The sequence below is a fragment of the Lacihabitans sp. LS3-19 genome, from assembly GCF_024343575.1.
Classification (GTDB): Bacteria; Bacteroidota; Bacteroidia; order Cytophagales; family Spirosomataceae; genus Leadbetterella.
Genome location: NZ_RJUA01000121.1, coordinates 97,225 through 114,879 on the forward strand (window position 1 = coordinate 97,225; position 17,655 = coordinate 114,879).

A 17,655-nucleotide genomic window follows, 5' to 3' on the forward strand; every position below is an offset into this window, starting at 1 on the left:
GCAAAAATAAGATTAAAAAAAACAAAAAAGGCCATTTCCGAAGAAATAGCCTTTTTAATTATCAATTGGTATCTTTTAATATTCCCAAAGATTGTTTTCCCACTCTAACAATTCATATTCTAATTGCTGAGATTTTTGTAAACCTTCTTTTGGTGATTTATAAACTTGATCTAAATATTTATTTAAAGCGTTAGATTTTTTGATTATTCTACCGTTAAATAGCCTTAGTTCGAATGCATCAGCTAAGTTTTTGTGTTGAGCTGTGTTTGCCGCATTGTACCAAATACAGTTTGGATTAAGTCTGAAATAAGACTCAAGTTCTTTATATTTGAAAGAAGCTAATTCTTTTTCTAATCCATCACTTGACAAATCTGCAGGTATTTTTATAGTAATAGTCTGAATATCAAAATATTGTCTGGATCTTTGTTTGTCAAAAATCCAATCTTCTTTTACTTCAATAATATAAAGGTCGCTTGCAAATAGTTCATATCCATCAGCGTTTGCACTTGAAGTAGCTTGAGTTTCAGTATTGCCTGAATCTTGAGAAGTAGTCTCAGTGGCTGAGCCACCGCCTCCCCAGCCGTCATCTTCGCCTGAAGTTTCAGAACCAAAACCAGCTTCGATTTCTTCTTTTGATAGACCGCCGCCTTCAAATTTCTTTGTTAGTCTTCGAGTAAATTCTTCTAAGGTAATTTTAGTTGATACCGAATCATTGTCATAAGGCTCTAATACACCTGCTTTTACGCCATCTATTAGATGTTTGGTGATTTCTGTTCCTTTTGCAAAAAGTGGCTGATTAGCTTTCTCGTTCAAATCTAATCTTCTCCAAAGCGTAAGTTTGTACATCACGTTTGACTCGTGAACCGGACGCAAAGACAAAGGATTTATTCCATTATCTGATTTTTCCTGAGCAAATACTGCACTAAATGCAACAAAAGCTAAAAGGCTCGTTAAAACTGTGATTTTTTTCATTGAATCAATTATTTGTTTTTTTAGTTGAGAGGAATTTGGAAAGTCATTTCTCCAATGTTCACTTCTTCTATTTCTCCCTTAAAGTTCTTTCTTTCTACTTTGTTGATTGTTATGAGCAATCTGTCTCCTGCTTCAGCTTGTGAAGCCAATTGACCAATATTAACATTTCCAGATACATTTTCCATTTTTCCTTTTGGTCTAGTTCCAGCTGCTAAATAAACATTGAAGCTAGATACTCTAAACGCTGCATCCTCTGGATTTGTTGCCTTAAAGTCTTCATCTGCTACTGCTGAAACACTTACTATTCTTACAGAACTAGCTTTCATTCCTCTTTTTGTTATTTCATCAGTTATTTTAGCACCATTTGCGGTTGCTACAATAGTTGGTTTTGGCACCTTTCTAACGTTAAACGGAAAACTACCTAAAATTATTCCATCATTGTTTATATCTAATGCTACTTTGGCAGAGTTTGGTACAATAGTTACTTTACCGCCACCACCAGGTATAAATTCTGCTCCAGAACCGCTGAAGGTAGGTTTGAATAAACTTCCCAAGCCAGCAGAAGATGTTTGCAATCTATTGGCACATTTCAGATACAAAGGCGGCATAGATTGAGACATGATCTCCACAGAAGGCTTAAGTACTGTATATTCCTCCTCTTGCGTTACAGTTTCTTTAGTACCATCTGGTTTAGGATAAGATACAGTTGCAGTATAACTTCTTTTCATTTGTCCGTTTGCATCAAACTGTCCTCCTTGAGTTCTTACTTCATAAGTTCCTTTTCCTTCTTTTACGGGAAGAGCAGATCCATTTATGCTGATACTTGGAGTGATTGCACTAGAGTAAGCTCCAATCGCGATGTCAGCTTTATAAGTTTGACCTGCGACTACTGTTCTAGAGTCTGGTATAACAACCGCAAATATTTTATCAAATTTGATTTCTTTGGCTCCAACTTGTAGGGCTAAATAATCCAAAACTTCTGATTCGTATCTTCTAATATCTGATTGTTTTTGACTTAGACCTGCTAATGCTGCTGGAACCGGAGTTTGAGCGAAAAGCAATTCAGCAAAATCTTTACTTCTTGTGATCAAGTCAGTTTTAGCCATACTTGGGTCATCTTTTGCATCTAAAGCTAAAGAATTGAATTTAATGCTAGGTGCTACTTTTTGCAAATCTGCTACATAGGCCTCTAACTTAGATTTTAACTCGTATCCTTTTTTGTTTTTTACAAAAATATTAGCAACTTTTTCTTCTTCCGCTAAGTTTTTTATACCTCCAGTTTCAGGGTCAGTTCCACCACCTGCTTCTTGTACTATGATGGTTTTTAGGCCTTCCATGTAAGTTATTAATTCAGCAGTTTTCTTTCTTATATCAACGCCTTGGTTATATAATTGTCTATATTCAGGTTTTTCACCTGCTTTTTCAACGGCATCGTTCATAGCCGCCAATGTTCTGGTATTAGAATCATCTGACGCTCTATTGGCTTGCTCTAGTGAATTGTTTAACAAAACAAATTTTTCTAGTATCGCATTACTGACTTGAAGGGCTAGCATCGCAGTCAGAACAAGATACATCATGTTGATCATCTTCTGACGTGGGCTATCTTTACCACCTGCCATATTCGTTATTTTTGAATTTTAATATTTTATTTTATAGGGAGCAATAATCTGTTCAAGAATTATTGTTTCATCGCTGATAACATACTTCCATAAACATTGTTCAAGGAAGCCAAGTTGTTAGTCAATTTGTTCAACTCAGACTTAAACTGCATAGTGTCTTTAGATGCTTCTTGCATATCTGACATTGCCGATGATAAGTTGCCATAGAAAGAGTTCATAGACTTCAAATGTCTGTTAGTATCTTGTAGTTCTATTTCATATACAGCATTAAGAGCTCCCATATTTTGTGATATTTTCTGGAACTGATTTCTATATTCTTGTGCGTCTTTGGTTGCATCTGACATACTCAACATTGAGTTTGTTACGCTACTTAAAGAAGAACTCATTTCACCAATTTTTCCTGAAGCATCTTTTACTTTAGATGTAAACTCATTTGTAGCTACAGTAGTGGAAGCTAATTCACCCATATTTGAAACTGAAGTTGACAAATTTTGGAAACTGCTTTTTAAACCGTCGAAAATATCTGGTGTAATTTTAGCATTTGCAAGCATATCATCCATTTTAGCAGTAAGTCCTAGACCTGCTGGAGCAGCTGTATTTGAACGAGTTGGTAGTTCACCTTTGAATTCACCTGAAAGCTCAGGGTAAACTTTTTCCCATTGGTATTCTACTGATGGTCTTAAAAAAGATTGAAGTGCATAAATTACGAAAATTACAACTTCTGTTCCTAATCCAATTGGAAGCATCCATCCTGCCCAATCATAGTGCATGATTTTACCCATTGCACCTAAAATTACAACTGCGGCTCCGATACTGTAAAAGAAAGGAATATATTTGTCCCAAAATGCACTTGGACCTGTACTTGCTGCCATGATTTACTTTTGTATTTTTTTTTGTTAATTTATTATTTTACTAGAATTATTCTCTTCCTGGTACAGATCCTAATCTGTCCATTACACATCTGAAACCAATGTATGATCTTGTAGACGAACGATACTCAAAAGTCGTAGTTCCAGTTTCTAAGAAATAAGCTACATCTTTCCATGAACCTCCTTTTACCACTTTTCTTGGCTCATCATCTTTGTCATAAGACGGGTTTAAGTCCCAAGTAATTGGCATGTAGGAATCAGAAAAAGCATCTTGAGTCCATTCCGCCACGTTACCAGCCATATTATACAAACCGTAATCGTTTACATTAAATGCATTTACAGGAGCTGTATATTGGTATCCATCTTTTTGATAATTACCTCTATATGGTTTGAAATTAGCCAAATAACATCCTTTTCCGTTTGCTACGTAAGGATTTCCCCAAGGATATTTCGCTCCATCTTTTCCACCTTTAGCTGCCCATTCCCATTCAGCTTCAGAAGGTAATCTAAATCTTGGAGATTTAAATTGGTCATTTTCAGCTCTGTAGTTGTTATACAATTGGGTTCTCCATTTGCAGAAAAACTGAGCTGCATCCCAACTAACGCCTACCACTGGGTACATATCAAAAGCCGGATTTCCGTAATAGTTTTCTGTCAATTGGTCACCATTATGATAGGTAAAGTCTTTTTTCCAAACCGTGGTGTCAGGATAAAGTTTAGACATTATAAACTCTTCTCCTAAAACAGATATTGAATCGGCCAAAATTGAATTTACGAATTGTCTGTATTCATGATTAGCAATTTCAGTATCGTCCATATAAAATGGAGAAATAGTGATTCGTTTGTTTAAAGTGATACGGGCAGACATGATGTCCTCGTCCGTTTGACCCATCGTAAACGATCCTGACGGAATCAAAACCATACCACTAGGTGCAGTTTGCTTATATCCTTTTCTGGCAGAAGCTATAATTTCACCATTACGGATTCCGTCTAATGGATCTGAGCTATCGCCTCCTTTTTTCTTTCCTAAGCCTACTTTGTCCATTGTTTTATTGAGAAAACCACAGCTTTGTAATAAAACCACTGGAGCCATTATCAAGAGGGCTTTAACTAAAATGTTTGAAAATTGCTTGTTCATAATCGAAAACAAGATGATTAATTTATTTCTTAAATTATAACTGCCTAAACGTATTTTTTTTATTCAATATTGTGTTTCGAGGTAAAATCTAAACACAGATTTAAACATAAAAAATATCTTTACAGAAATCATGCCAATGATAATCTTATATCTTGTCAATCAAAGCTGTTTAATTAAAATAATTTACTACAAAAACTATGCCGTTTAATCATATATTGTAACGGGGAGTCTTTATAATAGATTTTTTGCCAAATCTTAATGCATTCAGGGAATATCTTAGAAATATCTCATGAGAGGCGTTAGATTTAGCGATTGTGCCAAAGTTTACAATATCAATACTATAACCAACTTTTACATTGTTTTTTAAAAAGTTTCCTCCTACAAGCACAGATGCGGCATCTTGCCATCTATAATTTATGCCTGCCCAATATTGTTGGTTATAAGTAGCTAATAATCCTAATTCAGTTGAAACTTGTTGGAAATCCGACTTAATAATTATCATTGGACTGATATCTAAAGTATAGGTAACTCCTAAATCATATTTTCCAGTGAAATAGACCGATCTTTTATCTTTAAAAACATCAGAAATATCGTTGATTTTATAACTAGGTTCTAAAATATTTTTAACTGAAACACCTAATTGATAACTCGGATTAAATAAATAGACCCCAGCATTTATATTCGGGGAAAACGAATTAATGGTTGTATTTGGTATAAGTGGATCTTCTAAATCTCTAGGACGATAGTTTTCGCCCATTAGCTTCAGATTACTAGTGCCTACACTTAATCCAAGTCCAATCACATTACTATTTATTTTTTTGTGATAGGAATAAGCAATTTGAAATTCACTTTTAGATTGGATTTTTGAGAATTGATTATTGGAAAAATAAATTCCAACTCCTCCCTTGATTTTAGAAAGCGGCATATCTGCCGAAAAAACCGATGTGAAATTGCTTCCACCTTGATCAAAGTCTGCTAGGTAGCCGGTGTATTGAGATCGCATTGTGGCTTGTATATTAGCCTTGGTGCTTTGTCCAGCTGCTGCTGGGTTGATATAAAACTGATTGAAAACATACTGTGTAAACTGAGGATTGTTTTGAGCAATTCCAGCTGTACAATATGTCAAAAAAAGTAATATGTATATAAACTTTTTTTTCATTCAATTATATTAGGAAAATAAATGCTTCCTCTGACAATAACATCCAAATCAAGGATTTATTTTTTGTCAGTCATTAAATATTACAAATTATTGGCTTTTTTGATATATAACTCCAATGCTCCTACCATAGAGGGTGCATTTGGTAATGGTGCCTCGATATCTAAAATAAAGCCTAGATCCTTTATTGCTTTTGCCGTAGTCGGACCAAATGCCGCCAAACGTGTATTGTTTTGCTTCCATTCAGGGAAATTATGTACCAAAGAGTTGACACCTGAAGGGCTGAAAAAGCATATAATATCATAAAAAACCTCGGTCAAATCTGATAAGTCTGCCGGGCCTGTTTCGTACATTATTGCTTCTGTTAAAGAGATTCCATTTTTTTTCATAATGTTCGGAACAGAATCATTCCTGATATTTGAGCAAGGGAATAAATATTTCTCATTTTTATGCTTCAAGAAAAAAGGCTCTAAGTCTGCAGCCGTTTTGTTTCCCGAGAAAATTTTCCTTTTTCTGATAGTTATATACTTCTGTAAATAGTTGGCAGTTTGCTCAGTGATACAAAAATACTTCATGTCTATTGGTATTTCAACCCTCATTTCTTCGCATATTTTAAAGAAATGATCAACTGCATGTCTACTGGTGAAAACTATTGCTGTATGAGCTAAAATATCTATTTTTTGTTTTCTAAACTCTCTGTGGTCAACTTTTACCACATCTATAAAATTACGAAAGTCAACTTTAAGGTTGTAAAAGTCTGTAAGGTCATTATAAGTTAGAGACTTTTCTCCTGGATTGTCAAGCGTAATTAAAATACTGTCAACTTTTTTTAACCTACTGTCTTTTTTGTTATCTGTCATCTCACTCTGCAGTAAAAAATTTAAATTAGTCTTTGGGTATTTAATATATTTTGGGTTTTTATTGATTTCAAAGGAAAATCCTTAAACCTAATACTATTGGAAATCCTTCCACGATGCAAAGGTAAGAAATTAAGTAAAGAGTTTTGATGTTTCCGCTTCTAATTATAGTAAAATAGATTAGTGTAGTCCTTAAAATATAGAATATTACCAATGAAATTGCGAAAATGGTCTTGAAGTTTTCTTGCAAATTTATAAAAGAATTGAAACAAATTAACAAAACAATTAAAGCCCCAGTGAAAAAATATAATGATGATTGGATTATTTTAAAAAAATGAATGTCGATGACTTTTTCTATATTAAAAAGTTTTCCTATTAGGTTGAGATAAAAAAATTTTAAAAGGAAAGATATAAATACTAAAAGGCTTATTTTGAAAAAGTTAGTTGTTGTGATTCCAAAGGTGTTGCCAGTCTGGAAAAGGAAATTTTCTTTAAATAAATTAAGTCCATTGGTTTGTGATAGTATAATAATAAATCCAGTAATTAAACTTAGAAGAATGACAAACATCATATTGGGCCTATCCATTGGTTTATTTATCAAAAAGGAATTCTCCTTTGGGATAAAGGCCGTTAAGTCCTTAAAGCTATAATATTTTCTAAAAGCTTTTGAGTAATTATTAGAAATAAAACTTAACATTATTATGTTCACTAAAAATACGATCACAAGACCACTATTGAAAAGAGAGCTATTTCTAGGAAATAAATTTAGGTATGAGGAAGAAGATTTTTCTAATTTTTTTGATGAAGTGTTAGTGGGATAACCAATGAAAACTTTGTTGTTTTCTGGATTTCCATTTCCATATATGCTCAGCGTGTTTTCAGACTTTTTTAATTCATTTACCAAATCATATAGTTTAAATATTACCCACTCGTCTTTTTTTAATGTTTTCTTTAGTGAGTTATCAAAGAAAAGGTAGTTTCCTTCTGTTTCGGTTTTAATCAAAAGATAGGCTCCAGGGTAATCATTGAAATTGATTTGAAGCGAATATGCTTTTTTTGAATTGCCATTTTCGGCAATAAAAGGTGTAAATACTTTTAAATTTGGATTGTATTCAATCCAATCTTTTTGAAAATCATGGATTATATTGTATCGATTGTCAGGACCCGACGGTACTGCATATACAGTTATGGATATACCTAATATGAATAATACTAAAAATAGGTGCTTCAAGTCCTCGATTTTTTTTGCAAAATTACCAAAATTGATTGATTTCTTGGATTAAAAATTATTTCTTTTGACATATTTTGAATAATCAGGTATTTGTAGTTCATATTTTTCATGAAATAGGCTGGAGGTGAGCAAGAAGTCAGCTGTTGATCTATCACTTGCAATAGGGATATTCCAAACGACTCCGAGTCTTAATAGTGCTTTAATATCAGGATCATGTGGTTGTGCTTCCATAGGGTCCCAAAAGAAAATCAAAATGTCAATTTTTCCTTCCGCTATCATCGCCCCAATTTGTTGATCTCCGCCCAGTGGACCACTTAAGAGTTTAGTAACGTGTGTGTCAATAGCTTCTTCTACAAGTCTACCAGTTGTTCCAGTGGCGAATAATTGGTGTTTTCTTAAAATATTTTTATTGTATTTTGTCCACTCTATCAACTCTGCTTTCTTGTTGTCATGAGCAACCAAGGCCACTCTTTTTCTTTCTTCTAAAATTCTATTCATTTTATAAATAATTTGGCCAAAGATAAATTTGAAATTTCAAAATCTTTATATTTTTTTTGATTTCGACTTTGCCAAACCTTTTATCGACATTTACAGTTAATAAAAATAAACATAATTTTCATGGATATTTCGAAATTGAAAACTTTAGGTGATCTAAAAAAAAGCAAATACATTTCAAAAAGTATAAAGCAGGAACTAAGGGATAATCTGATTTCTAAGCTAAAAAATAAAGAGGATATTTTTGAAGGTATTTGGGGGTATGAAAATACTGTTATTCCAGAAATTGAGAAAGCGATTCTTTCCATGCATAATATCAATTTTCTTGGATTAAGAGGTCAGGCTAAAACTAGAATAGCAAGGTTGTTTACACACTTGTTGGATGAAAATATTCCTATAGTTCAAGGTAGTGAATTAAACGATGACCCAATGAATCCTATCTCTAGGTTTGGAAAAGATTTAATCAAGGAAATGGGAGATGCGACACCAATAGATTGGTTACCAAGAGCTGCCAGGTATTCGGAGAAATTAGCTACCCCTGATGTGTCTGTTGCTGATTTAATTGGAGACGTTGATCCTATAAAAGCAGCAACACTTAAGCTACCTTATTCGGATGAGAGAGTAATTCATTTTGGTTTAATTCCTAGGTCCAATCGTTGTATTTTTGTTATCAATGAAATACCGGATTTGCAAGCAAGAATACAAGTTGCCCTATTTAATATTCTACAAGAAGGTGATGTACAGATTCGAGGCTTTAAACTTTGGCTGCCTTTGGATATTCAATTTGTTTTTACAGCAAACCCTGAAGATTATACCAATAGAGGAAGTATAGTCACTCCTTTGAAAGATAGGATTGATTCTCAAATAATTACGCATTATCCTAAAAGTATAGAAATAGGTAAAAAAATAACCCAACAAGAGGCCAAAGTAAAGGCTGGCCAAAAAGATATTTTCATAGATGAAATTCTGAAAACTTTAATAGAAAAGGTAGCTATTGAGGCTAGGAATAGTGAATTTGTAGATGCTAAGTCAGGAGTTTCTGCAAGGATGACTATTTCGGCTTATGAAAATCTTATGAGTTCGGCGGAGCTGAGAGCCTTGAAAAATAATGAAAAGTCTTTATTTGCCCGTGTTTCTGATATTTATGGAGCTATTTCTGCAATTAATGGGAAAATTGAGTTAGTTTATGAAGGTGAACTGGAAGGGCCAGTTTTTGTGGCTCATAACCTAATAGGAAAAGCAATTCGTTCAGAATTTATCGCGTTTTTTCCAAATCCTGAAAATAGGAAAAATGAAGATTATAAAAAGATTGTTGAATGGTTTGGTAATGGAAATACGCTCACTTTCCTATCTAATGAGTCAAATAAAGAATATGGAAATGCCCTTAATAAAGTAGATGGATTAGGGCAATTGGTTAAAAAATATTTTCCAAATAAAACCAAGCATGAGCAAGAGTTTTTGATGGAATTCGTCTTACACGGTATGGCAGAGTATTCACTAATATCTAAGCAAGATATTGATGAAGGTGTTAAGTTTAACGACTTGTTAGATAGTATGTTGAGTAAAGATGATTTTGAATAAAAAAAGGCCGAAAGGCCTTTTTTTTATCTTAATAACAACACGGATCCTGTTTTTGTGAATACTTCGCCTGTGTCGCTAACAGCATATACTGTATAGGCATAGGTTCCTGGAGGGGCTGGGGTAAGTCCATTTTGTTGGGTTCCATCCCAAGCTTCTGATAATGAATTCGCTTCAAATATTGTGCCTCCCCATCTGTCAAATATTTTGAAACTACCAGTGGATACAAACTTTCCATTTATTTTAAAAATCTCTGATTCTGCAGGGCCTTGTCCATCTGGTGTAAATGCAGTTGGAATATAAATACCTGGTGGTACTTTTAAGATAAATGGATTAGAATATGAATTGATGAATTGGTCAGTATATAGGTCAGTTGTAACATATTGCCTTCCCATAACTCTAAATTTAATTTCCGATTGGCCAGAAGAATTCAATAATTCTTGAACAGACTCTTCAAGTTTCTCGGTAGTTTGTAGAGGTATAAATGAACTTAAACCTTCATCAAAATATTCTAAAGAATAGTCTACGGGTGAAGAACTGGTGAAAATATCCGGCGGAATTAGGTATGGGGTCCAGTTTAACATTCCTTGGCTTTTTGAACTTAAAGAAATTGTACAGAAAGGATCTGACAGTTCAGTAGTTACACCACACTTGTCTTCAATTAAATATTTATAGCAATATGATTTTACATCTGCCGAGATAGCAACGTCATCAAACACATTGGTGTTTCTTTCGCCTAAAGGAATGAAATTTTGACTGTCGTTTTCTGCTCTATAGAATTTGTAAATATTTTGAAGACTTGTATTTGGGTCGGTTACAATATTTATTCTCACCATTTGCTCGTCATTCGGATCAAATCCAACTTGAACTAAATAATTTGGCTTAGGTGCGGTTTGGTTTGACTTCATGTTTACTTCCACTTGAGCTGATCTTATATTAATCGGCCAATCCGTTCCATTGAAACTGATCACTGGATATTTGTAAGCTACTCTAAACAAATAGATATTGGCACAATCGACCGTGTTGTCTGAATATGTCGTAGCCGTCGGATTGGTGAAGGGAATGTTGTTTAAACAGCTGGTACAACCTTTTACATCTCTTGCAATAGATAGTTTAGATGGAATTCCATTGGGTTCAGTAGGGGTATTCCATTTTAGATCAATGCTTGAACTTGATTTTATAGTTGGCTTTAGATTTACGCTACAAATCGTATTCACAGAAAATACATCTAGTCCACATGAGTTTTTACTTTTAATTTTAAAACAATATTTTGCATTGGGATCTAAGCCAGTTATTGTGGCATTTCCATTTAGGCCTTCTGCTAGCTTAGTAAATGTATTTGTTACGCCATTGTCAGGTGCAACCATTATGTCATAAGTTTCACCAGGAACAAATCCTACAAACTGGAGCTTGGCTTCTTTACCTCCATTTTCACCATCAAGCGTGTGAATCAATGTAGAACTTCCAGCATCTGGCTGAATTAGTTTGAAATTTGTTGGACATACTTGACTTCCATTTCTGATATAGATACCTTGAATTTTAATATCATTAGGCGTACCAGGATATGTTTTTTTTCTTTCTAAAGGTAAAGGAGTTGACGCCGTATTGATAATGGCCGTGGTTCCATCCCCCCAGTCAATTGTATACCTATTATGTTTGTTTTCTGCGGCATCTGGAATGGTTAAAGTAACAGTGTTTCCCCCGCATGCAGATGCCGTTACAGTTGGTTCAATAGTCCTTATATTTTCTTGTAAGATACAACTTAAGTATTTATTGCCATTTTTGTCCCCTTTCATCAATATCCAATGAAAACCCAAGTCCAATGGCTGGGTTACTTTATTGCCCACTCCAGGAACTCCTTTTGTTGATGTGTTGATATCAAAATTATCATCAACATCAAAATAGAAAATGGGATTGTCAACTGTTATGCCTGTTGCTGCATCTCTTTTGTTTGTTACTACGACATTTGTCAATGTACTTCCACCTAGACCAACACATGAAATAGGCGGAGCAATGCTCATGTCTCCAGCAAATAGATATCCGCTAGTAGGGGTAGTACATATTTTTGGTTTAGGAGGCGGGTTTTGTGCTATGGCTCCATGAACTACCAATAAGCAAACGATAAATTTTATCGCCTTATTTATTATTTGGGGCATAATAGTAATCTTTAATCTTTTAATATTCAATTCAATAGCTTTGAATGTAAAATTTATCAAAAATCATGCCGATTTAACTGTGATGTGGATTTAGGTAGTTTACTTAGTTGTGTGCTAACTAGGAGTTTATAAAATCACTTTTTTGAAAAAAAATATTAAAAGGCTACATTTTGGCTTGTTTTTTGCTATAAGGGCGAAGCTCCTAAAAACTAGATTATTGAATAAAAATCTTTAGAGGAAATGTTTGAGATTTTTAATTTTTTTTAATTTCTTAGTGGCTTTATTAAGACTTAAAATCCATTTTAAATGGTATCCATATTTATGAAATTAAAAATATTTTTCTTTTTGTTTGCAATTCAATGGGTTTGTATAGCTCAATCAAATGAAATAATAATAACGGAAATTTTTGCAGATCCAACACCTTCTCACGGGCTACCTGAACGAGAATATATTGAAATTTTCAACGCTACTTCAAAAGATATTTCTTTAAAAGGGTTTAAATTTTTATATGGTAATTTTTCTGCAACATTTCCTGATTCTATTTTAAAGTCACATTCCTATGCTATTGTATGCCGTAAAGGTTATGAATCAGATTTTAGGCCATTTGGTAAAGTTATTGCTCTTTCTAATTTTTCTTTAACTAACGATGGGAACCTTTTAGTTTTGAAAACTTCAAATGAGGAAGATGTATTTTTCGTGAATTATAGTAGTTCTTGGTATGCCGATGGTTTTGATCAGGGATATTCTTTAGAAATGATAGATATGAACTTTCCTTGCGTTGGAAAAGCCAACTGGACCTCAAGTTTGTCAACCAATGGTGGTTCGCCCGGTATTACGAATACTGTTAACGGTTCGAAGCCTGATTTGAATGGCCCTACACTTCTGAATTCTTCCCTTGATGAAAACACTATTGTTTTGAATTTTGATGAAAATCTTTCAGAGAGTTTTCTTCAAGAACAAAATAGTTTTGAAATAGTCGAAGGAGATAATAAAATAAAAAATGTAGTTTTTCAAAAATACTTCAATTCTAAGGTAACTATAAATATAGAATCCAAACTTGAAATAGGAGAGAGCATTAAGCTGCTGATCAAAAATGTGGAAGATTGTTCCGGTAATTTATCTGAAGATATTTATTTAGATTTTAGAAATTTGTTACCTGCAAAAGAAGGTGAGATCCAACTATCTGAAATACTCTTTAATCCTAAAACGGGTGGTGAGGATTTTGTAGAACTATACAACATGTCTGAGAATACCTTGAATTTAAAAGGATGGTCTGTAGCAAGATTAGATATAAAAGGAGAAGTTGTTGAAGTATCGGAATTGTCAGATTTTGATTTAATAATTCAACCTAAAGGTTTTATTGCTTTTACAGAGAATAAATCTTTTTTAATTCAAAACTACCCCAATAGTGGAAATTTGGTAGAAATTCCCAAAATGCCCTCTTTTAATAATGATCAAGGGACGGTTATACTTTATGATTCCGAAAGCAAAGAATTTGATAGATTTACATATTCTGAAAAAATGCATCAAAGCTCTATTGTAAATCCAGATGGGGTTTCTCTTGAAAGAAAAAATTTTAAAGATAATAGTGATTTTTGGTTTTCTGCTTCTGCAGATGCTGGTTTTGCAACTCCGGGAATGGTAAATTCACAAACAGAGAACGATCAGTTAAAAAATACTTTCAGCGTAGAGCCAATAGTTTTCAATCCATATCAACCTGGCCATGATGATTTTACAAATATTCATTATAAATTGAATGAATCAGGATCGTCTGCTTACATTGAAGTTTTGGATAAAAATGGGAAATCTGTTCGAATTTTACATAATAATCTCGTGCTAGGAACAGAAGGTAAAATTTCTTGGGATGGGAAAGATAATCAAGGCGAAATTTTGCCAGTTGGTTATTATGTTTTTAATGTAAAGTTGTTTTCCAAACAAACTTCTGAATCTTATCTTATAAAAACAGTAATCGGTTCTAATTATTAATTTATTTTATTAAACATTTTGGTAAAAAAACAATAATGTAGCAACATTAAAAAACGATTAAATTTAAAGAATTTAAACCTTTTTTTGTCTTTTTGTAAATTGTGATTATCTCCTTTTATTTTGTGACTTTTTTTAGAAAATATTCATTTTAAGCTTATTAAACTGCATTTTTTTCTTTTTTTTTATTTTGTAACACCCTAACGTTTAAATTTTTTATTGATTTATTGCAATTTTTTTTAATTGTTTGATTGACATTTCATTTATAATCCTTAATATTGCACTATTCAAACAATAAGTTTGAATTAATCAATCTATTTTATCATTTTAACCATCAAGTTCTATGAAAGTAAAACTTTATTTGAGGTCTTTCTTGATGCTTATGTTTGGTGTGGCACTTACGTCACAGTTTGCATTTGCCCAAGGAAGAAAAGTAAGCGGAAGAGTTACCGATTCAGGTGACAATTCTGGTCTCCCGGGAGCTTCAGTTACCATTAAAGGAACCACCAAAGGTGTGGCTACAGATGGAAACGGAACGTTCTCTATTGACGTAAGAGGCGGAAGCGATGTCTTAGTAGTAAGCTTCGTAGGTTACGCCGCACAAGAGATTGTTGTAGGAAGTCAAAGTGTAATTAATGTTGCCCTTGTTACTGATGCAGCTTCATTAGAAGAGTTAGTTGTTACTGGTTACTCTATCGACAAAAGAAGAGAGTCTACGGGAGCTATCTCTACAGTAAAATCAAAAGACTTAACAGTATCACCTACAGGTAATGTTGAGCAGCAATTGCAAGGTAGAGTTTCTGGTTTGACAGTTATTACTAACGGCCAACCGGGTACTTCTAGCCAGATTCGTATTCGTGGATTTGGAGCATTTGGCGGTAATGAGCCTTTGTATGTTGTGGATGGAATGCCAGTTAGTTCGACAAATTTTTTAAATCCTGATGACATTGAGTCTACCACAGTATTGAAAGATGCATCTGCTGCTTCAATTTATGGTGCTAGAGCTGCCAATGGTGTAATCGTTTACACTACTAAAAAAGGATCTAAAGGTGCAAAGAAATTGAACGTTACTTATGATGGCATGTATGGTGTTACAGATCCAGGTAACGGACAGCCAATGATGAACCCTACAGATTTTGCGACATGGACTTGGAACGCGAAAAGAAATTCTGGAGAAGCTTTTGGTCACCCTCAGTTTGGTTCAGGTTCTACTCCAGTTATACCTGATTACATCAGTGTAGGTGGTACTCCAGGTGTTATAGGCTCTGTTGATTTAGCTGCTGAAAAATTGAAATATAATGTAAACCCAGCTGCTGGTTCTATTTATCAAGTAATCAAAGCTAACAAAGCTGGTACTGACTGGTATGGTGAGATTACACGTATGGCTCCTGTTCAACGTCATTCTATTGGTTTTAATGGTGGTGGTGAAAACAGTCGTTTTTATGTAGGTATGGGTATGCAAGATCAAAAAGGTATATTGTTGAGTAGTTCATTAAAGCGTTATTCATTAAGAACTAATTCAGAATTTGATGTACTTAAAAAATTGAGAATTGGTCAAAATATGCAAATGACTTATTTGCAGGTATTAGGCTTGACAGGTGCTAATGGTGGTCAAGGTATCGCAGCTGATGAAAATGATATTCTTCAAGCTTTCCGTATGCCTTCTATCATACCTGTGTATGACGAGTTCGGTGGATATGCTGGTACTGCAGCAAAAGGATTTAACAATCCTCGTAACCCTGTAGCTAACCAACAAGGACAATTGAATAACCGTAACAATCAAGTTTTAGCTGCTGGTAATGTTTACGCTGAATTTGATCCAATTCCAGGATTGACTTTACGTACTTCATTAGGTGGTAACTACGGCAACAATTATGGTTTTGGTTATGGAAGATGGCAATATGAAAACTCTGAGAATAACTCAGCGTTTAGTTATAATGAATTTGGCGGATATAGCTTAGCTTGGACATTTACTAATACTGCTAGTTACAAAAAAACATTTGGTACTAGTAATATCGAAATTTTAGCTGGTCAAGAGGCTTTGAATACAGGAGCTGGTAGAAATATTAATGCAAACGGTCTGAATCCTTTCTCTACTGACCCTAACTATGTTACAATTACTACATTGGGATCAAGAAACCCACCTAATAGTAGTTTGTTTAAAGGAGTAAACTTTAACTCATACTTCGGTAGAGCTATTTATACTTTAAATGACAAATATATTATAACAGGAGTGATACGTCGTGACGGTTCTTCAAGATTTGGTGCTAACAATCGTTATGGTATTTTCCCTGCGGTATCTGCTGCTTGGAGATTATCTTCTGAGCCTTTCATGAAAGATCTTCCTTGGGTACAAGATTTGAAAATTCGTGGAGGTTATGGTACTATGGGTAACTCAAACAACGTAGATCCTAATAACCAATATAGTTTATATGCTACTAGTGTAAGTAACTCAGGTTATGATATCACTGGATCAAACTCAGGTATTGCGGCTGGTTATTACAGGTCTCGTATTGGAAACCCTAATGCGAAATGGGAGACTTCAATCTCTAAAAATATTGGTATCGATGGATCATTCCTTAGAGGTAAATTGGACGTAATTTTTGACTTATGGCAAAAAGATACAAAAGATTTATTATATCAATTACCTATCACTGCTACTTCTGGTTTCCAAGCATCTGCTCCTTCAGTTAACATTGGTAAAATGGTAAACAAAGGAATTGATATCTTGGTTAGTAGTCGTGGAAAGATAAATAGCGATTTAGGTTTTGAATGGACAGTTACAGGTAGTTTCTTGAAAAACGAAATTACGTATATTGCTGATGGCCAAACTTACTTGACTAACGTGAATCCAGGATTTAGAGGTGTTAATCCTATTCGTAATCAATTGGGTTATGGTTTGTCTTCGTTCTACGGATATAAAGTACAAGGATTATTCCAAACTCAAGAAGAAGTTAATTCAGCCCCTGCTCAAGATGGTAAAGGTGTTGGACGTTTCAGATACGAAGATTTGGATGGCAATGGTAAAATTGATGCTGCAGACCGTACTTATTTAGGAAGTCCAGTTCCTAAGTTTACAGGTGGTTTGAATTTTACTTTTACTTATAAGAACTTTGATTTGAACTCTTATTTGTATACTTCAATGGGTAATAAAATATTCAACTTCTCTAAATGGTATACAGACTTCTATCCTTCTTTCTCAGGTGCAGCTATCTCTGAGCGTGTGAAAGATTCTTGGAGCCCATCAAATACTGGTGCTACAACGCCAATATTTGAAACAGCATCAAACTTCAGTACAAATACGCAATCTAACTCTTTCTATGTTGAAAGTGGTAACTATTTGAGATTCCAAAACGTGTCATTGGGTTATACTTTACCTAAGAATTTGTTGGCTAAAGCTAAATTGACTAAAGTTCACTTCTATGCTTCTACTAACAACATATTTACAATAACTAAATATCAAGGTTTGGATCCTCAAGTTGGTGGTAATGCTGATACTAACTTTGGTATCGATGTTGGTAACTCTCCAATGACAAAAAATTACACATTTGGTCTTAATTTAGGTTTCTAAGTTTTGAAAAAATAGAATAAATAAATTTTA

Annotated in this window: 12 protein-coding genes; 3 read left to right on the plus strand and 9 right to left on the minus strand. The window is 33.9% G+C overall.

Annotation, left to right across the window (positions count from 1 at the left end; translation table 11 throughout):
- Positions 1–75: 75 nt before the first annotated feature.
- The 8 genes from gldN to EGI22_RS19300 form a co-directional block, all read right to left on the minus strand.
- Positions 76–972 (minus strand): gliding motility protein GldN, encoded by an 897-nt coding sequence (gene gldN, locus EGI22_RS19265; RefSeq protein WP_255070081.1) that lies wholly within the window; start codon positions 970–972, stop codon positions 76–78.
- 20 nt (positions 973–992) lie between these two features.
- Positions 993–2,591 carry a gliding motility protein GldM gene (gldM, locus tag EGI22_RS19270; protein ID WP_255070082.1) on the minus strand — a complete coding sequence of 533 codons (1,599 nt, stop codon included), beginning with the start codon at positions 2,589–2,591 and terminating at the stop codon, positions 993–995.
- A 59-nt stretch (positions 2,592–2,650) separates the two neighbouring features.
- On the minus strand, positions 2,651–3,463 hold the full coding sequence (gene gldL / locus EGI22_RS19275) for a gliding motility protein GldL (protein ID WP_255070083.1): 813 nt from the start codon (positions 3,461–3,463) through the stop codon (positions 2,651–2,653).
- A gap of 46 nt (positions 3,464–3,509) precedes the next feature.
- The gene (locus EGI22_RS19280; RefSeq protein ID WP_255070084.1) at positions 3,510–4,598 is read right to left on the minus strand and encodes an SUMF1/EgtB/PvdO family nonheme iron enzyme; all 1,089 of its coding nucleotides are present in this window, start codon (positions 4,596–4,598) and stop codon (positions 3,510–3,512) included.
- Positions 4,599–4,806: 208 nt separating this feature from the next.
- Positions 4,807–5,757 (minus strand): type IX secretion system membrane protein PorP/SprF, encoded by a 951-nt coding sequence (locus EGI22_RS19285; protein ID WP_255070085.1) that lies wholly within the window; start codon positions 5,755–5,757, stop codon positions 4,807–4,809.
- Between the two features lie 80 nt (positions 5,758–5,837).
- Entirely contained in the window at positions 5,838–6,614 is a 777-nt protein-coding gene (locus tag EGI22_RS19290; RefSeq protein WP_255070086.1) for a uroporphyrinogen-III synthase, read from the minus strand.
- Positions 6,615–6,681: 67 nt separating this feature from the next.
- The gene (locus EGI22_RS19295; RefSeq protein WP_255070087.1) at positions 6,682–7,842 is read right to left on the minus strand and encodes a DUF4271 domain-containing protein; all 1,161 of its coding nucleotides are present in this window, start codon (positions 7,840–7,842) and stop codon (positions 6,682–6,684) included.
- Positions 7,843–7,890: 48 nt separating this feature from the next.
- The gene (locus EGI22_RS19300) at positions 7,891–8,340 is read right to left on the minus strand and encodes a methylglyoxal synthase (protein ID WP_255070088.1); all 450 of its coding nucleotides are present in this window, start codon (positions 8,338–8,340) and stop codon (positions 7,891–7,893) included.
- 120 nt (positions 8,341–8,460) lie between these two features.
- Here EGI22_RS19300 and EGI22_RS19305 point away from each other — a divergent pair, with 120 nt between their 5' ends.
- Positions 8,461–9,918, plus strand: a complete 1,458-nt coding sequence (locus tag EGI22_RS19305; RefSeq protein WP_255070089.1) for a magnesium chelatase — start codon at positions 8,461–8,463, stop codon at positions 9,916–9,918.
- A gap of 23 nt (positions 9,919–9,941) precedes the next feature.
- Here EGI22_RS19305 and EGI22_RS19310 read toward each other — a convergent pair whose 3' ends face one another.
- Positions 9,942–12,071, minus strand: a complete 2,130-nt coding sequence (locus EGI22_RS19310) for a gliding motility-associated C-terminal domain-containing protein (RefSeq protein WP_255070090.1) — start codon at positions 12,069–12,071, stop codon at positions 9,942–9,944.
- Between the two features lie 321 nt (positions 12,072–12,392).
- Between EGI22_RS19310 and EGI22_RS19315 the strand changes: the two genes are divergently transcribed.
- The gene (locus EGI22_RS19315) at positions 12,393–14,057 is read left to right on the plus strand and encodes a lamin tail domain-containing protein (protein WP_255070091.1); all 1,665 of its coding nucleotides are present in this window, start codon (positions 12,393–12,395) and stop codon (positions 14,055–14,057) included.
- 373 nt (positions 14,058–14,430) lie between these two features.
- Positions 14,431–17,625, plus strand: coding sequence for a TonB-dependent receptor (locus EGI22_RS19320; protein ID WP_255070165.1), 3,195 nt, complete (start codon positions 14,431–14,433; stop codon positions 17,623–17,625).
- The last annotated feature ends 30 nt before the right edge of the window (positions 17,626–17,655 follow it).

What these genes read in the sequence shown, in the direction of transcription:
- EGI22_RS19320 (WP_255070165.1), top strand. Translation starts at nt 14,431, where the DNA reads ATGCTTATGTTTGGTGTGGCACTTACGTCACAGTTTGCATTTGCCCAA.
- EGI22_RS19310 (WP_255070090.1), bottom strand. Translation starts at nt 12,071, where the DNA reads ATGCCCCAAATAATAAATAAGGCGATAAAATTTATCGTTTGCTTATTG.
- EGI22_RS19290 (WP_255070086.1), bottom strand. Translation starts at nt 6,614, where the DNA reads ATGACAGATAACAAAAAAGACAGTAGGTTAAAAAAAGTTGACAGTATT.
- gldN (WP_255070081.1), bottom strand. Translation starts at nt 972, where the DNA reads ATGAAAAAAATCACAGTTTTAACGAGCCTTTTAGCTTTTGTTGCATTT.
- EGI22_RS19315 (WP_255070091.1), top strand. Translation starts at nt 12,393, where the DNA reads ATGAAATTAAAAATATTTTTCTTTTTGTTTGCAATTCAATGGGTTTGT.
- EGI22_RS19285 (WP_255070085.1), bottom strand. Translation starts at nt 5,757, where the DNA reads ATGAAAAAAAAGTTTATATACATATTACTTTTTTTGACATATTGTACA.
- gldM (WP_255070082.1), bottom strand. Translation starts at nt 2,591, where the DNA reads ATGGCAGGTGGTAAAGATAGCCCACGTCAGAAGATGATCAACATGATG.
- EGI22_RS19280 (WP_255070084.1), bottom strand. Translation starts at nt 4,598, where the DNA reads ATGAACAAGCAATTTTCAAACATTTTAGTTAAAGCCCTCTTGATAATG.
- gldL (WP_255070083.1), bottom strand. Translation starts at nt 3,463, where the DNA reads ATGGCAGCAAGTACAGGTCCAAGTGCATTTTGGGACAAATATATTCCT.
- EGI22_RS19300 (WP_255070088.1), bottom strand. Translation starts at nt 8,340, where the DNA reads ATGAATAGAATTTTAGAAGAAAGAAAAAGAGTGGCCTTGGTTGCTCAT.
- EGI22_RS19305 (WP_255070089.1), top strand. Translation starts at nt 8,461, where the DNA reads ATGGATATTTCGAAATTGAAAACTTTAGGTGATCTAAAAAAAAGCAAA.